General features: G+C 70.6%; 13 protein-coding genes and 1 riboswitch. Of the genes, 8 read left to right on the forward strand and 5 right to left on the reverse strand.

The genetic code is table 11. The annotated features are described in order from the left end of the window. The first annotated feature begins 304 nt into the window (after nt 1-304). Together K6I33_RS21220 and K6I33_RS21225 are read left to right on the forward strand one after the other, a co-directional pair. The gene (locus K6I33_RS21220; RefSeq protein ID WP_229355222.1) at nt 305-1,399 is read left to right on the forward strand and encodes a metallophosphoesterase family protein; all 1,095 of its coding nucleotides are present in this window, start codon (nt 305-307) and stop codon (nt 1,397-1,399) included. Nucleotides 1,400-1,579: 180 nt separating this feature from the next. Next, nucleotides 1,580-2,476 carry a hypothetical protein gene (locus tag K6I33_RS21225; protein ID WP_229355225.1) on the forward strand — a complete coding sequence of 299 codons (897 nt, stop codon included), beginning with the start codon at nt 1,580-1,582 and terminating at the stop codon, nt 2,474-2,476. A 90-nt stretch (nt 2,477-2,566) separates the two neighbouring features. Here K6I33_RS21225 and thiC read toward each other — a convergent pair whose 3' ends face one another. Beyond that, the gene (thiC, locus tag K6I33_RS21230) at nt 2,567-4,351 is read right to left on the reverse strand and encodes a phosphomethylpyrimidine synthase ThiC (protein ID WP_229355227.1); all 1,785 of its coding nucleotides are present in this window, start codon (nt 4,349-4,351) and stop codon (nt 2,567-2,569) included. Further along, nucleotides 4,346-4,483, reverse strand: a riboswitch (TPP riboswitch). It overlaps the preceding gene by 6 nt. A gap of 61 nt (nt 4,484-4,544) precedes the next feature. On the opposite strand from thiC, the gene K6I33_RS21235 reads away from it, so the two are divergent. From K6I33_RS21235 to K6I33_RS21245, 3 genes are all read left to right on the forward strand, one after another. After that, nucleotides 4,545-5,900: a YibE/F family protein gene (locus tag K6I33_RS21235; protein WP_229355229.1), complete on the forward strand. Its 1,356-nt coding sequence runs from the start codon at nt 4,545-4,547 to the stop codon at nt 5,898-5,900. 22 nt (nt 5,901-5,922) lie between these two features. Then, entirely contained in the window at nt 5,923-6,123 is a 201-nt protein-coding gene (locus K6I33_RS21240) for a hypothetical protein (RefSeq protein WP_229355231.1), read from the forward strand. 104 nt (nt 6,124-6,227) lie between these two features. Next, the gene (locus K6I33_RS21245) at nt 6,228-7,937 is read left to right on the forward strand and encodes a flotillin family protein (protein ID WP_229355234.1); all 1,710 of its coding nucleotides are present in this window, start codon (nt 6,228-6,230) and stop codon (nt 7,935-7,937) included. Here the strand turns inward: K6I33_RS21245 and K6I33_RS21250 are convergent. The 3 genes from K6I33_RS21250 to K6I33_RS21260 all read right to left on the reverse strand — a co-directional run bounded on the left by K6I33_RS21250 (nt 7,934) and on the right by K6I33_RS21260 (nt 9,562). Then, on the reverse strand, nt 7,934-8,380 hold the full coding sequence (locus K6I33_RS21250; protein WP_126915073.1) for an SsgA family sporulation/cell division regulator: 447 nt from the start codon (nt 8,378-8,380) through the stop codon (nt 7,934-7,936). The genes K6I33_RS21245 and K6I33_RS21250 overlap by 4 nt on opposite strands. Nucleotides 8,381-8,806: 426 nt before the next feature. Next, nucleotides 8,807-9,025 (reverse strand): DUF5326 family protein, encoded by a 219-nt coding sequence (locus K6I33_RS21255; protein ID WP_229355236.1) that lies wholly within the window; start codon nt 9,023-9,025, stop codon nt 8,807-8,809. A gap of 219 nt (nt 9,026-9,244) precedes the next feature. Then, nucleotides 9,245-9,562, reverse strand: a complete 318-nt coding sequence (locus tag K6I33_RS21260) for a cupin domain-containing protein (protein WP_229355238.1) — start codon at nt 9,560-9,562, stop codon at nt 9,245-9,247. Nucleotides 9,563-9,655: 93 nt separating this feature from the next. Between K6I33_RS21260 and K6I33_RS21265 the strand changes: the two genes are divergently transcribed. The 3 genes from K6I33_RS21265 to K6I33_RS21275 all read left to right on the forward strand — a co-directional run bounded on the left by K6I33_RS21265 (nt 9,656) and on the right by K6I33_RS21275 (nt 11,714). Then, nucleotides 9,656-10,036, forward strand: coding sequence for a phage holin family protein (locus K6I33_RS21265; protein ID WP_229355240.1), 381 nt, complete (start codon nt 9,656-9,658; stop codon nt 10,034-10,036). A gap of 242 nt (nt 10,037-10,278) precedes the next feature. Further along, nucleotides 10,279-11,175, forward strand: a complete 897-nt coding sequence (locus K6I33_RS21270) for a LysR family transcriptional regulator (protein WP_229355242.1) — start codon at nt 10,279-10,281, stop codon at nt 11,173-11,175. A 41-nt stretch (nt 11,176-11,216) separates the two neighbouring features. Then, on the forward strand, nt 11,217-11,714 hold the full coding sequence (locus tag K6I33_RS21275) for an NUDIX domain-containing protein (RefSeq protein WP_229355244.1): 498 nt from the start codon (nt 11,217-11,219) through the stop codon (nt 11,712-11,714). A 40-nt stretch (nt 11,715-11,754) separates the two neighbouring features. Here the strand turns inward: K6I33_RS21275 and K6I33_RS21280 are convergent. Further along, a partial coding sequence (locus K6I33_RS21280) for a globin domain-containing protein (RefSeq protein WP_229355249.1) occupies nt 11,755-12,934 on the reverse strand: 1,180 nt, incomplete at its 5' end.

A 12,934-nucleotide genomic window follows, 5' to 3' on the forward strand; every position in this document is an offset into this window, starting at 1 on the left:
CCCCTGACCCTCCGCACCCCGCCCGACGCGCGTCAACCGGAAGTGGACCCCGTGTCCGGCGCACGGGCCGTGGGTCATCCGCCCCGGGGAGCCGCCCGGGGGCCGCCTGACCGGCGCTTACGGCACATTTAACGGCTCATTTGGGGAGAAATGACCGGCGATCCCGGCCTCCCGCCCCGATTCACGGCCCCTGGTGCGTCACAAGGCGCGACGGTCATTCCTATGATGGGCGCACGACACCACGGACCGCCGTCGACCAGGCAAGGTCCACAAGGTGCACGGCGGCGCGATGGTGGAGGGGTCGATGACTCAGGGGGCCGGTCAGGGAGCGGCACGGACCACGGCGGCGATGCCGCCCTTCCCCGGGTACGCCACGCCCGCGCCCGGCTACGCCCATGCCGCGCCCCCGCCCGTACAGCCCGCCCACGAGTACCCGGAGTACCCCGAGGGCTACACCCCGACCGCCCGTGACCTGCCGGTCATCGGCGGGCCCGCCGCGCCCCAGGACGTGCCCACCGTGGAGCTGACCCCGCTCTCCGCCCCGCAGCCGCAGCAGCCCCTGCCCTCCGGGCCCGGCCCGCTGTACGTCGTCGGCGACGTGCACGGCTATCTCGACGAGCTCCACCAGGCGCTCTTCGAGCAGGGCCTCATCGACGAGCACGGCCACTGGGCCGCAGGCAACGCCCGGCTGTGGTTCCTCGGCGACTTCACCGACCGGGGGCCGGACGGCGTCGGCGTGATCGACCTGGTCATGCGGCTGTCCGCCGAGGCGGCCGCCGCCGGCGGCTACTGCAAGGCCCTCATGGGCAACCACGAGCTGCTGCTGATCGGCGCCAAGCGATTCGCCGACACCCCGGTGAACTCCGGCGCCGGCACCGCCTCCTTCCAGGCCGCCTGGCTGCTCAACGGCGGCCAGCGCTCCGACATGGAGCGCCTGGAGGACCACCACCTCCAGTGGATGGCGCGCCTGGACGCGATCGCCGAGGAGGACGGGCACCTGCTCGTCCACTCCGACACGACCGCCTATCTGGAGTACGGCGACTCGATCGAGGCCGTCAACGACGCGATCACCGAGGCCCTCCAGCGGAACGACCCCGACGAGTGCTGGGATCTCTTCCGCAAATTCACCAAGCGCTTCGCCTTCCGCGACGAGGAAGCGGGCCCGATGGCCGTACGGGAGCTGCTGCACACCTACGGCGGCAGCCGTATCGTCCACGGCCACAGCCCCATCCCCTACCTCCTGGGCGAGGTCGGTACCGAGGACGCGGACGGCGAGGAGGGCGGCGCCCCCCGCGTGGACGGCCCGCATCTGTACGCCGACGGGCTCGCGCTCGCCATGGACGGCGGCGTCACCATGGCCGGAAAGCTGCTGGTCGTACAACTCCCCCTGGCGGGCTGAGGGTTCAGCGGGTCGCCGCACGGGCAGGTGAGGAGTTCCACCGACGCGGGGTAATTCGGGAAACCGACTGTCACCACGCGCCGTTGCGGCTCTACCATCGGCTTATCCGTAGCAGGCTCTCCTCCGTTTCCGCCCACCGTCGGCACCGGCCGGCAAGAGGGCCCTACGGAGCATCGGGGGATGCACATGAACAGCGCTCCGCACCTGCTGACCGAGGACCGCCCGGAATTCGAGCGAGTTCTCGACCAGGCGTTGCGTACCGCGAACCATGACCCACAGATCAGTGCCCTGGCCGCCGCGATAGGACAGCGCCTCAATACCGAACAGTTGCGCAGTATGGCCCTCAGCGCCATGACGGCCATCTCCGCCTGCGCCATGACGGAATATCAGGACTTCGTCAGGGCACGGGAGGAGCAGCGCGCCTGGTCGGCCACCGCCAGGCCCCCGGCGGGCGAGGACGACGGCCGTACGGGCGCGCCGTCCCCGCCCCTGTCCCCCGCGGACGTCCCCGAGGACCAGGGAGCGGGCGCCGGCGCGGTCGTCGTCGTGCTCGCCCCCGTCCTGGCGGGGATCGCCGCATTCCTCTTCCTGCTCATCGGCTACGTCCTGCGGACGGTCGGGTCGAACGGGGCCGTCGCCGATCCGATCATCAAGATCGGCTGGTGGTTCGGCGGCCTCACCGTCGCCGCGGTGCTCATCGCCAGCTCCGGCATGCTGGTCACGGCCGTGCGCAACGGCAGGCAGACCGAGGAGACGCCGCGGCACGACGGCCTCTCCGACGGCTACGACCAGCTCTCGCAGGAGACCGAGCGGGCCCGTGAGGCCTGGCGGCAGGCGCTGCTGGACCGGGGCATCCTGCCCTTCCTCCGGGAGTCGCTGGCCAACACCCCGGCCGTACAACGCCGCCCGCCCTCCCCCAGAAACCACACCGGGCCCGGCCGCACCCCCCAGCTCGGCTATTCCCGGCCCGGCTTCTCGAGCCCCGACGACGGCCGGTCCTCCGCCGGCCGCGCGGGCTTCACCAGCCCGGACTACACCGGCCCCGAGCTGGGCGGCCCGGGCCCCCGGAAGGACTGACCGCGGTGGTGCGCGGCGGGCGTCGCGCACCACCGTGAAACCGCCTCCGGAGGGCCTCCGGAGGCGGTTCCGCCGACTGGTCGGCGACGGCTACTCGGCGATCGGGAGATACACCCGGTTGCCGGCGGCGGCGAATTCGCGGGACTTCTGGGCCATTCCGGCCTCGGGGTCCACTCCGGGATCCCGGACGGGATCCCCGCCGAGGTCTCCGCCGTGCTCCCGGCGAATGTCCTGGGAGATCTTCATCGAACAGAACTTCGGACCGCACATCGAGCAGAAGTGCGCGGTCTTCGCCGGCTCCGCCGGAAGCGTCTCGTCGTGGAAGGCGCGGGCGGTGTCCGGGTCGAGGGCCAGATTGAACTGGTCCTCCCAGCGGAATTCGAAACGGGCGTCGGAGAGCGCGTCGTCCCACTCCTGGGCACCCGGGTGACCCTTGGCCAGATCCGCCGCATGCGCGGCGATCTTGTAGGTGATCACTCCGGTCTTGACGTCGTCGCGGTCCGGCAGGCCCAGGTGCTCCTTGGGCGTGACGTAGCAGAGCATCGCCGTGCCCCACCAGGCGATCATCGCCGCGCCGATCCCCGAGGTGATGTGGTCGTACGCGGGCGCGACATCCGTGGTCAGGGGGCCGAGCGTATAGAACGGGGCCTCCTCGCAGATCTCCTGCTGGAGGTCGATGTTCTCCTTGATCTTGTGCATCGGGACATGGCCCGGGCCCTCGATCATCGTCTGGACGTTGTGCCGCTTGGCGATCCGGTTGAGCTCGCCGAGGGTCTTCAGCTCGGCGAACTGCGCCTCGTCATTCGCATCCGCGATCGAACCGGGGCGCAGCCCGTCACCGAGCGAGTAGGTGACGTCGTACGCGGCGAGGATCTCGCAGAGCTCCTCGAAGTTCTCGTAGAGGAACGACTCCTTGTGGTGCGCCAGGCACCACGCGGCCATGATCGAGCCGCCGCGCGAGACGATCCCGGTCTTGCGGCGGGCGGTCAGCGGGACGTAGCGCAGCAGCACGCCGGCGTGGACGGTCATGTAGTCGACGCCCTGCTCGGCCTGCTCGATGACCGTGTCCTTGTAGATCTCCCAGGTCAGCTCCTCGGCCTTGCCGTCGACCTTCTCCAGGGCCTGGTAGAGCGGCACGGTGCCGATGGGCACGGGGGAGTTGCGCAGCACCCACTCACGGGTGGTGTGGATGTTGCGGCCGGTGGAGAGGTCCATGACCGTGTCGGCGCCCCAGCGGGTCGCCCAGGTCATCTTCTCCACCTCCTCCTCGATGGAGGAGGTGACGGCGGAGTTGCCGATGTTGGCGTTCACCTTGACCAGGAACTTCTTGCCGATGATCATCGGCTCGATCTCCGGGTGGTTCACATTCGCCGGGAGGACGGCCCGGCCCGCCGCGATCTCCTCGCGGACCGTCTCGGGGGAGACGTTCTCGCGGAGGGCGACGTACTCCATCTCCGCGGTGATCTCGCCCCGGCGCGCGTACGCGAGCTGGGTCACCGCCGCGCCGCCGCGGCCCCGGCGGGGCTGGCGGGGGCGGCCGGGGAAGACCGCGTCGAGGTTCTTCAGGCCCCCTCGGGGGGACGTGTGCTTGATGCCGTCGTCCTCCGGGCGCATGGGGCGCCCCGCGTACTCCTCGGTGTCGCCGCGGGCGATGATCCAGTTCTCCCGCAGCGGGGTGAGACCGCGCCGGACGTCCGTCTCGACGGCCGGGTCGGTGTACGGGCCGGAGGTGTCGTACAGCCGCACGTCCTGCCCGTTGGTGAGGTGGACCCGCCGCACCGGAACCCTGAGGTCCGGCCGCGAGCCGGTCACGTAGTCCTTGTGCCAGCCGATCTCCCGGCCGGTCGCGGACGTGCGTGCATCCTGCGTGGTCATCAGACCGTGTCTCCCTACGCCGGCATTACCCGGTAACAGGTTCGGCGGTCGACGCAGCGGCGTTCGTACGTGCTCCCGTACGAAGGTCAGCGCCCTCTCAGCCCGGTGCTCCGAGCTCCCGCGATTGCAAAGGTGGCACCACGCTAGCGCCTCCCCGAGCCGGAGGGCCAGTGGGGCTTGCGATGATGCCGCGGTGAGCCCCACCGATCCCACACCCCACGTCCCCCACCCCCCCACACACGGACATACGCCCGGACATACGCCCGGACACACGCACGGCCATTCCCATGGCCACTCCCACGGTCACGGGCCCGCGACGCCCGTCTCGTCGCATCTCCGCAAGGTGATCGCGGCGGTGCTCGTCCCCTTCACGGTGGCGGTGCTGGCCGGCCTGATAGTCCTCTGGCCGGGCGGCGCACCACCGCACCAGCACACCGGTGTCGGCCTCGACCAGCAGCTGCGGTCGGGCCAGGTGACGAAGATCGAGAAGTTCGACTGCCCGAAGTCCGGCGGGCTGCCGTCCGGGCCCCAGCAGAGCCCGTCGCCTCCCCCGGCCCCCGCCCAGGGGACCTGCGAGAAGGCCACCATCGAGGTGATCGAGGGCCCGGACAAGGGCAAGTCCTTCACCGAGATCGTCCAGCCGAGCGCGTCGCGCCGCTACGACGTGGGCCAGAAGGTCGTCCTCGCCTACGCGCCGAAGGCCCCGGAGAATCTGCGTTATTCGGTCACGGACGTGGACCGCGACTTCCCGATGGCCCTGCTCGCGGGGGTGTTCGCGCTCGCGGTCGTGGTCGTGGGCCGGCTGCGCGGGGTCTTCGCGCTGGTGGCCCTGGTGATCAGCTTCGGGGTGCTGACGATGTTCATCCTCCCGGCGATCCTCCAGGGCTCGAATCCCCTGCTGGTCGCCGTCATCGGCGGCAGCGCGATCATGCTGATCGCGCTCTACATGTGTCACGGTCTCAACGCGCGGACCTCCGTGGCGGTGCTGGGCACGCTGACGTCCCTGCTGGTCATCGGGCTGCTCGGGTCGGTGTTCATCGACTGGGCCCACCTGACGGGCAATACGGACGACCAGACGGGCCTGGTGCACGGCCTCTATCCGCAGATCGAGATCCGGGGTCTGCTGCTCGCCGGGATCATCATCGGCTCGCTGGGCGTGCTCGACGACGTCACGGTCACCCAGACCTCGGCGGTGTGGGAGCTGAAGGACGCCAACCCGTCGGCGAATTGGCGGAAACTCTACGGTTCCGCGATGCGCATCGGCCGGGACCATATCGCCTCGGTGGTGAATACGCTGGTCATGGCGTACGCGGGCGCGTCCCTGCCGCTGCTGCTGCTGTTCTCGATCGCGGACAGCGGCGTGGGCACGGTGGCGACCAGCGAGATCGTCGCGGAGGAGATCGTCCGGACGCTGGTGGGCAGCATCGGCCTGGTGGCCTCGGTGCCGGTGACGACCCTGCTCGCCGCGCTCGTTGTCAGTGCCGACCGGCATGATGGGGGCAAGGGGAGGGCGAAGGCCCGGGGCGGCAGACGCCGCCGCGCGAAGTAACGGGGAGACGGGGGGGCTTCCGGTGGTCGGTGAGCTGGGCAGAGTGACGGGGACGATCGGTCCCGGGCTGGTCGGCGAGGTGATGGTACGGGTCCGGGGCGGCGCCGAGGCCTTCCTCGCCTACGCCGCCGAGCCGGGCGAGCGCATCGAGCGCGGGACCGTCGTCATCGTCACGGAATATCAACCGCCGCGCACCGTCTATGTGACGTCCGCCTACACCTGATTCCCAAGTCGCGGGCGGGGTATCAGCGTCTTCACCTGGCCCTGTCGGGCCGCGCACTTCGTGAACGAACGGCCCCACGGCGGGCCGTAAGGGGGGAGATACGCATGGTCGTTGGCGTCGTGGCGGGGGCGGTCCTCGCCGCGGTCATCATCCTGGTCGCGCTGTTCAAGCTCATGTGGCGGGTCGCGGAGCCCAATGAGGCCCTGATCATCTCCGGCTCCAAGCACCGCACGGAGGGCTTGGGGGACGGGCTGGGATTCCGGATAGTCACGGGGCGGGGGACGTTCGTGCTGCCGGGGGTACAGGCGGTGCGCAAGTTGTCCCTCGATCTCAACGAGGCGGACCTCAATGTGGATTGCGTCACCAAGCAGGGCATTCCACTGAAGGTGCACGGCGTGGTGATCTTCAAGGTGGGCGATGACTTCGTCTCGATCGCCAACGCCGCCCGCCGCTTTCTCGACCAGCAGAAACACATGCCCGAGCGGGTGCACAACGTCTTCGCCGGGCATCTGCGCTCGATCGTGGGCGGGTTGACCGTGGAGGACATGATCCGCGACCGGGAGCGGCTGACGGGTGAGACCCGGGCCGCCTCGGGCACGGAGATGGAGAAGCTCGGCCTGATCATCGACTCGCTCCAGATCCATGAGATCCAGGACCCCACGGGCTACATCAAGAACCTCTCCGCACCGCACGCCGCCGCGGTGCGCCGGGACGCCCGGATAGCCCAGGCGGAGGCGGACCGGCTGGCCACCGAGGCGGAGCAGCAGGCCGCGGCGCGGATGTCGGAGGCCCAGCGGGACAGCGAGATCCTTCAGGCCGGCTACCAGGCCGAGCGGGACAGCGCCGCCGCGAAGGCACGGCAGGCGGGCCCGCTGGCGGAGGCCGCGGCGCGCCAGGAGGTCGTCGTCCAGGAGACTCGGGTCGCGGAGCTGGACGCCATGCGCCGGGAGCAGCAGCTCCAGGCCGATGTCCGCAAGCCCGCGGACGCGTCGGCGTACGAGAAGCGGACGCTGGCGGAGGCCGAGCGCGACGCCCGGATCTCGGCGGCCGAGGCGAAGGCCAAGGAGACGGAGCTCGCCGCGGCGGCCGAGGCTACGCGCGTGAAGACGGCGGCGGGAGCCGAGGCCGAGGCCACCAGGACGCGCGGTGACGCCGCCGCCGCGGCGACCCGTGCCACCGGTGAGGCCGAGGCCGCTGCCGCGCAGGCCAAGGGCCTGGCGGCGGCCGAGGCGGCCAGGGCACAGGGGCTCGCCGAGGCCGAGGCCCTCAAGGCCCGGGCGGCGGCCCTCGCGGAGAACCAGGACGCGGTGGTCGCGCAGCAACTCGCCGAGAAGTGGCCCGAGATCGTCCAGGCGGGCGCTCAGGCGTTCGGAAGCGTGGATCACATGGTGCTGCTGAACGGGGCGGACGGCATGTCCGACCTGTTCGCGAAGGCGCTGACGATGGGAGGTACGGGTCTGGGGCTGGCCCGGCAGCTGCTCTCGGCCATGGGCACGGCCGACGGAGCGGGCTCGGGCACGAGCGCGGGCACGGTGGGGAACGGTGGCCTGTTCGGTGGCGCCGGGACGTCCGGTGGTACGGGGGGCGCCGGTGGAGCGGTCGGGGGAACGGTCGCTGGTGCGGACGCGCACGGCGGTACGGCCGGCGTGGCCGCTGACACGGCGGCGGACGGCGGCACGGGGCCGCGGGCGCGGGTCCCGGCATTCGCCCCGCAGGGTCGGGGGGCGGCACCGCGCGCCGAGCGGGTGCCGATCGAGGAGGACGGCGGTGAGCCCGTGACGGGCGGCGGCGCACCGGCTCCCGGGGCCGGCTAACCCGCGTTCTGCCCCTCGGGGTTGCCGGCGAGGATGCTGTCGAGCGCCGCGGCGAGTTCGTAGTCGAAGTCGGCGACAGTGTGCTCCTCGCCGAGCGGGGCGACGCGGTCGGTCCGGTCCAGGAAGGCCACCAGCGGCGCCGCCCCGGCCCGGAACAGGGCGCCTTCGCCGCCCACTTGCAGCCGGATGAAGACGTCCGAGAGGTGCTGGGAGGAGGCGGGGGCGATGTGCACATCGCCCTCGCCGGAGGGCTGGCTCAGCCCGTCGAGGAGCAGCTCCCTGGCGAAGGCCCATGTCACGGGTGCGTCGCCGGGGAGATGGAAGGTGAACTTCACCGCGTACGGGTCGCTGCTGTCGTAGCCCAGCTCCACCGGGATCCGGAAGGACAGCTCCTCGGAGACGAGGAAGGTCATGACCACTTCTGCCTGAACTGTGTCGCGCATCGCCCAATGCCCCGTCTTCGTCGGTTTGGCAGGGATTGAAGCCTGATGGCCCCAATGACGCCATAGTCTGACAAGAACGCCTGGTGGATCACAAGGAGTGATTTTCCAGATACTCATGGAGACCGAGGGTGAGCATACGAGCTCTCCGACTCTGGAGCGTAGCGACTCGACTACGGGGTGGAGTCGTAACGGGGGATTTGCTGGCCCGGACCGGCCGAGAACTGGCCAAACCAGCCCGAGGGCGCACGGATTACCGCAGGGGCGGCACCCCCGGCGTTCACGTTGACGGAGGAATGTTGACGGGAGAGATAACTCCTCGCCTTCCGCTTCGTTGAGTTGACAGCGGGCACCGGACGGTGGCGTGGGCGACGTCGCCCGACCGGTGGGCGCTGCCCGGGCGTCCCCCTCGCCCGGGACGGCCGGTTCCTACCAGTCGCTCTTCGACGAGGAGGACGACGTGAACTTCTTGACGACGAAGATCAGGCCGGCGACCAGCGCCACCAGCAGCAGTGCCTTGAAGAGCAGGCCGATGACAAAGCCGAGCAGGCTCATGATCAGGCTGCCGAACACCACCAGCACGAGAACCGGCACCGCGACCCAGGTCACCCACCACGGCAGTCCTGCGAATATCCCCTTCTCAGCCATCTCGACTCCTGATCTCCGCTTCACGTGTGGATTCACACGCTCTTGTCACGTCATGGCCGCCGCGCGGACGGGAATGAATGCCCCGCCGTGATTCACCGGCCGTCCGGAGCGGAATACCCCGGCCTGTTCTCGATGCTAGGCCCGGGGAGCGGCCCGACGGGGGCCCGACAGCCCCCGTAGACCCCTGAACGGCCCCCTACGGGATTCCGGGGGCGGGGCTCAGCTCTCCGGTGGAGAGAAGACGACGAGAACCCGGAGATCCTCACTGATGTGGTGGAACTTGTGGGGCGTCCCGGCCGGTACGTAGACCACGCTGCCGCGCCCGACACCGGTGGTCTCCGTGCCCACCGTGATCGACGCCCGGCCGCTCACCACCAGATAGACCTCGTCCTGGGCGTGCGGCCCCTGGGGGTCGGCGGCGCCGGCGTCCAGCGCGTAGAGCCCCACGGACATGTTCCGCTCCCGCAGGAACTGCAAATACGCGCCGTCGTTGGCGACGCGCTCCACTTCCAGCTCGTCCAGCCGGAACGCCTTCATCCGTCGTCCATTCCTCGCCGCTCGGCCCGGCCGGGCCGGTCGTGGTCCTCGCGCGCATCCCCGTCGGCCGCGCCCGTCTGCAACGATCTCACCATGAAGAATTTCGTAGTCAAGACGATCGCCAACGCGGCGGCCCTGGCGGTGGCCATCTGGCTGCTCAAGGGGATCACGCTGTCCGGCGAGAACACCGCTCGCAAGGTGCTCACGCTCTTCCTCGTCGCGCTCGTCTTCGGCGCGGTCAACTTCATCGTCAAGCCGGTCGTGAAGCTGCTGTCGTTCCCGCTCTTCATCCTGACCCTCGGCCTGATCACCCTGGTGATCAACGCCTTGATGCTGCTGCTGACCTCCTGGCTGGCGGACAAGCTGGATCTGGCCTTCCATGTGGACGGCTTCTGGTCCGCGCTGGTCGGCGGCGTGATCATCTCGATCGTGGCCTGGGCGATGCATGTGATCCTGCCGGACGACAACGACTGAACCGCGGGAATCCGGCGGCGCCCGGCCTCGCGCCGGCGCCTCGCCCGACCCGTCGGGGCCACGACAGGAGGACGGCTCGAGCCTCCCCCCTCTTGGCTCGAGCCGCCACGGCTCCACGCGCGAAGAACCGCGCGACCCAGGCTAGTTGACTCTGCGTCAGTGTCCAATCACCCTAGCGGCACAGCCCTATCGACTTATTTATAGTTCCTTCACGATCGGTGGCGGCACCATAGGGAGACGACATGGATCTGGCCCTTTTGCGCACATTCGTCACGGTGCACAGGGCCGGTTCCTTCACCCGGGCCGCGGCACTCCTCGGCCTCTCCCAGCCCGCCGTCACCAGCCAGATCAGGACCCTGGAGCGACAGCTGGGCCGGCCGCTCTTCCTCCGCCAGGCGCGCGGGGTCCGTCCCACCGCCATCGGCGACGAGCTCGCCCACAAGATCGCCCCGCATGTGGACGCGCTGCTGGCGATCGCCGAGGCCGACCTCGACGACCAGTGGGCCAGCCGCACCCTGCGCCTCGCGGGCCCTCCCGAGTTCACCGCCCTGCGCGCCCTGCCCGCGCTCGTCCCCCTGATCGGCCGGGGCCTGACCGTACGCGCCGCCCACGGCATGGCCGAGGAGCTCTTCGAGGGCCTGTCCGACGGGCACCACGACCTCGCCATCGCCACCTCCCGGCCGCGCGGCCGGCTGCTGGCCGCCACACCGCTCTGCGACGAGGAGCACGTCCTCGTCGCCGCCCCACGCTGGGCGGCCCGGCTCGGCGGCCCGGCCGTCGTCCGCGACAAGGGTCTCCAGGCCCTGGAGCACTTGCCCGTGGTCGAGGTCCACGAGAGCCTGCCCTTCGTCTCCCGCTACTGGTCGGCCGTCTTCGACTCCAAGCCGCTGGCCGTCGGCACCGTCATCGTCCCCGACCTGCGCGCGGTGCTCTCCTGCGTCGCCGCCGGGGCCGGCATCGGCGTGCTGCCGCGCTATCTGTGCGGAGAGGCCCTGGACACCGGTGAGATCGTGGCGCTCCTGGATCCGCCAGTGCCACCGCTGCGCACCTATTTCCTGGTCGTCCGGGCCGGCACGCTGGCGCATCCCCATCTCGCGCGGGCGCACGAGTGGCTGCTGCGCGCCGCCGTTTCCTGGTGAGAAAGGGTTTCACCACGGGGCTCGCGCGGCAGATGTCCCCTATGACCGAACGGCCCGTGGTCAAACGCACCGCCCGTGCCATCCTGCTCGACGGCGAACCCGGCTCCGAGGCGCTCCGGCTCGTCCTGATCAAACGCACCAAGCCCGGCCAGGCGCCGTACTGGATCACCCCCGGCGGCGGGGTCGAGCCCGAGGACAGCACCGTCGTCGCCGCCCTCCACCGCGAGGTGGACGAGGAGCTCGGCGCGAAGGTCGTCGACGTGGTCCCCGCCTTCGTCGACACCGTCTCCCACTCCCTCCACCACGCCGCCCACGGGGTGAAGGTGCAGCACTTCTTCGTCTGCCGGCTGGCCTCGATGGACCTGTCCCGGCGGCACGGCCCCGAGGTCGACGAGCCGTGCGGGACGTACGAGGTGGTGCGCGTCCCCTTCACCCGGGCGGGCATCGACTCGGTGGAGGTCGTACCGCCGTCCCTCCGGGTGTTCCTGCGGGCGAACATCGAGGGAGTGCGGGCCCTGCTCGCGCACGACCTGGCCTGACGACGCCCCGGCTGCCCACGCCTCAGCGGTCTCGAGGCCATCAGCTCGTCGCCGAGGCCATCAGCTCGTCGATCGAGTCATGGCGGATCCGGTGCGCCGGGATCCCTATGCCGACCAGGGTGTCCACCCCGCTGCGGACCATTCCGGGCGGCCCGGAGAGATAGGCGTCGTAGGCGGTCCAGGGGCCGTACTTGCGGACGACCTGGGGGAGTTGCCCGCTCAGGCCGAGCGTGGGGCCGTCTGAGATCACTGGACGCACGGAGAGCCATCGGTACGACTTCTGCAGTCGCAGCATGGTGTCGATGTCGTAGAGGTCATCATCATGACGGGCACCGTAGAAGACCTCGACGGGGCGACTGCGACCGTGCCGCGCGACATCTTCGACCAGTGCCTTGATCGGGGCGATTCCGGTACCGCCGCCCAGACACAGCAGCCCGTTGTCGCTGCCGTGGTCGACGGTCATCGAGCCGGCCGGGGGGCCGAGCCGGATGACGTCACCCGGGCGGGCGCGGTGGACCAGGGCGCCGGAGACCCAGCCGGCCGGCACGGCCTTGATGTGGAAGGAGAGCAGGCCGTCCTCGCGCGGGGCACAGGAGAACGAGTAGTGCCGCCATACGCGCGGCCACCAGGGCGTCTCCACGCTCGCGTACTGGCCGGCGAGAAAGGGATAGGGCTGGTCGGGCCGCACGGTCATGATGGCGACGTCCGGCGTGCGCGGCTCATGGGCGACGATCTCGGCCTGCCACCAGGGCGGGGAGCTCCGCTCGTCCTCGGCGGCCGCGTCGATCATGATCTGGGAGATGGCGGTGTAGACCCGCACCCACGCGGCCTGCGCGGCGTCGTCCCAGGTCCCGGAGGCATGGCGGGCGAGCGCGTCGATCAGGCACTCCCCCACGGCGGGGTAGTGGGTGGGGGCGGTGCCGTACTTCCGGTGTCCCCGGCCCAGTTGGGAGAGGTAGGTGGTGAGGGTCGCGGTGTCGTCGGCGTGGCGCGCGGCGGTGAGCAGCGCCTTGAACAGCCGGTCGCGCTGGGTGTCCATGGCGGCGGGGAAGAGGGCGCGCAGCTCCGGCTCGCGGACGAAGAGCAGGGCGTAGAAGTACGAGGTGACCTTGTCGGCGACGGGCTCGATCTCGGCCAGTGTGCGGCGGATCAGCAGGGCGTCGGGGGACGGTGTGCCACCGGGCGAGGGGGCGTTCCCCGGAAGCGTGACGGGGGCGGCG

The organism is Streptomyces sp. UNOB3_S3, from assembly GCF_020740895.1.
Lineage (GTDB): Bacteria > Actinomycetota > Actinomycetes > Streptomycetales > Streptomycetaceae > Streptomyces.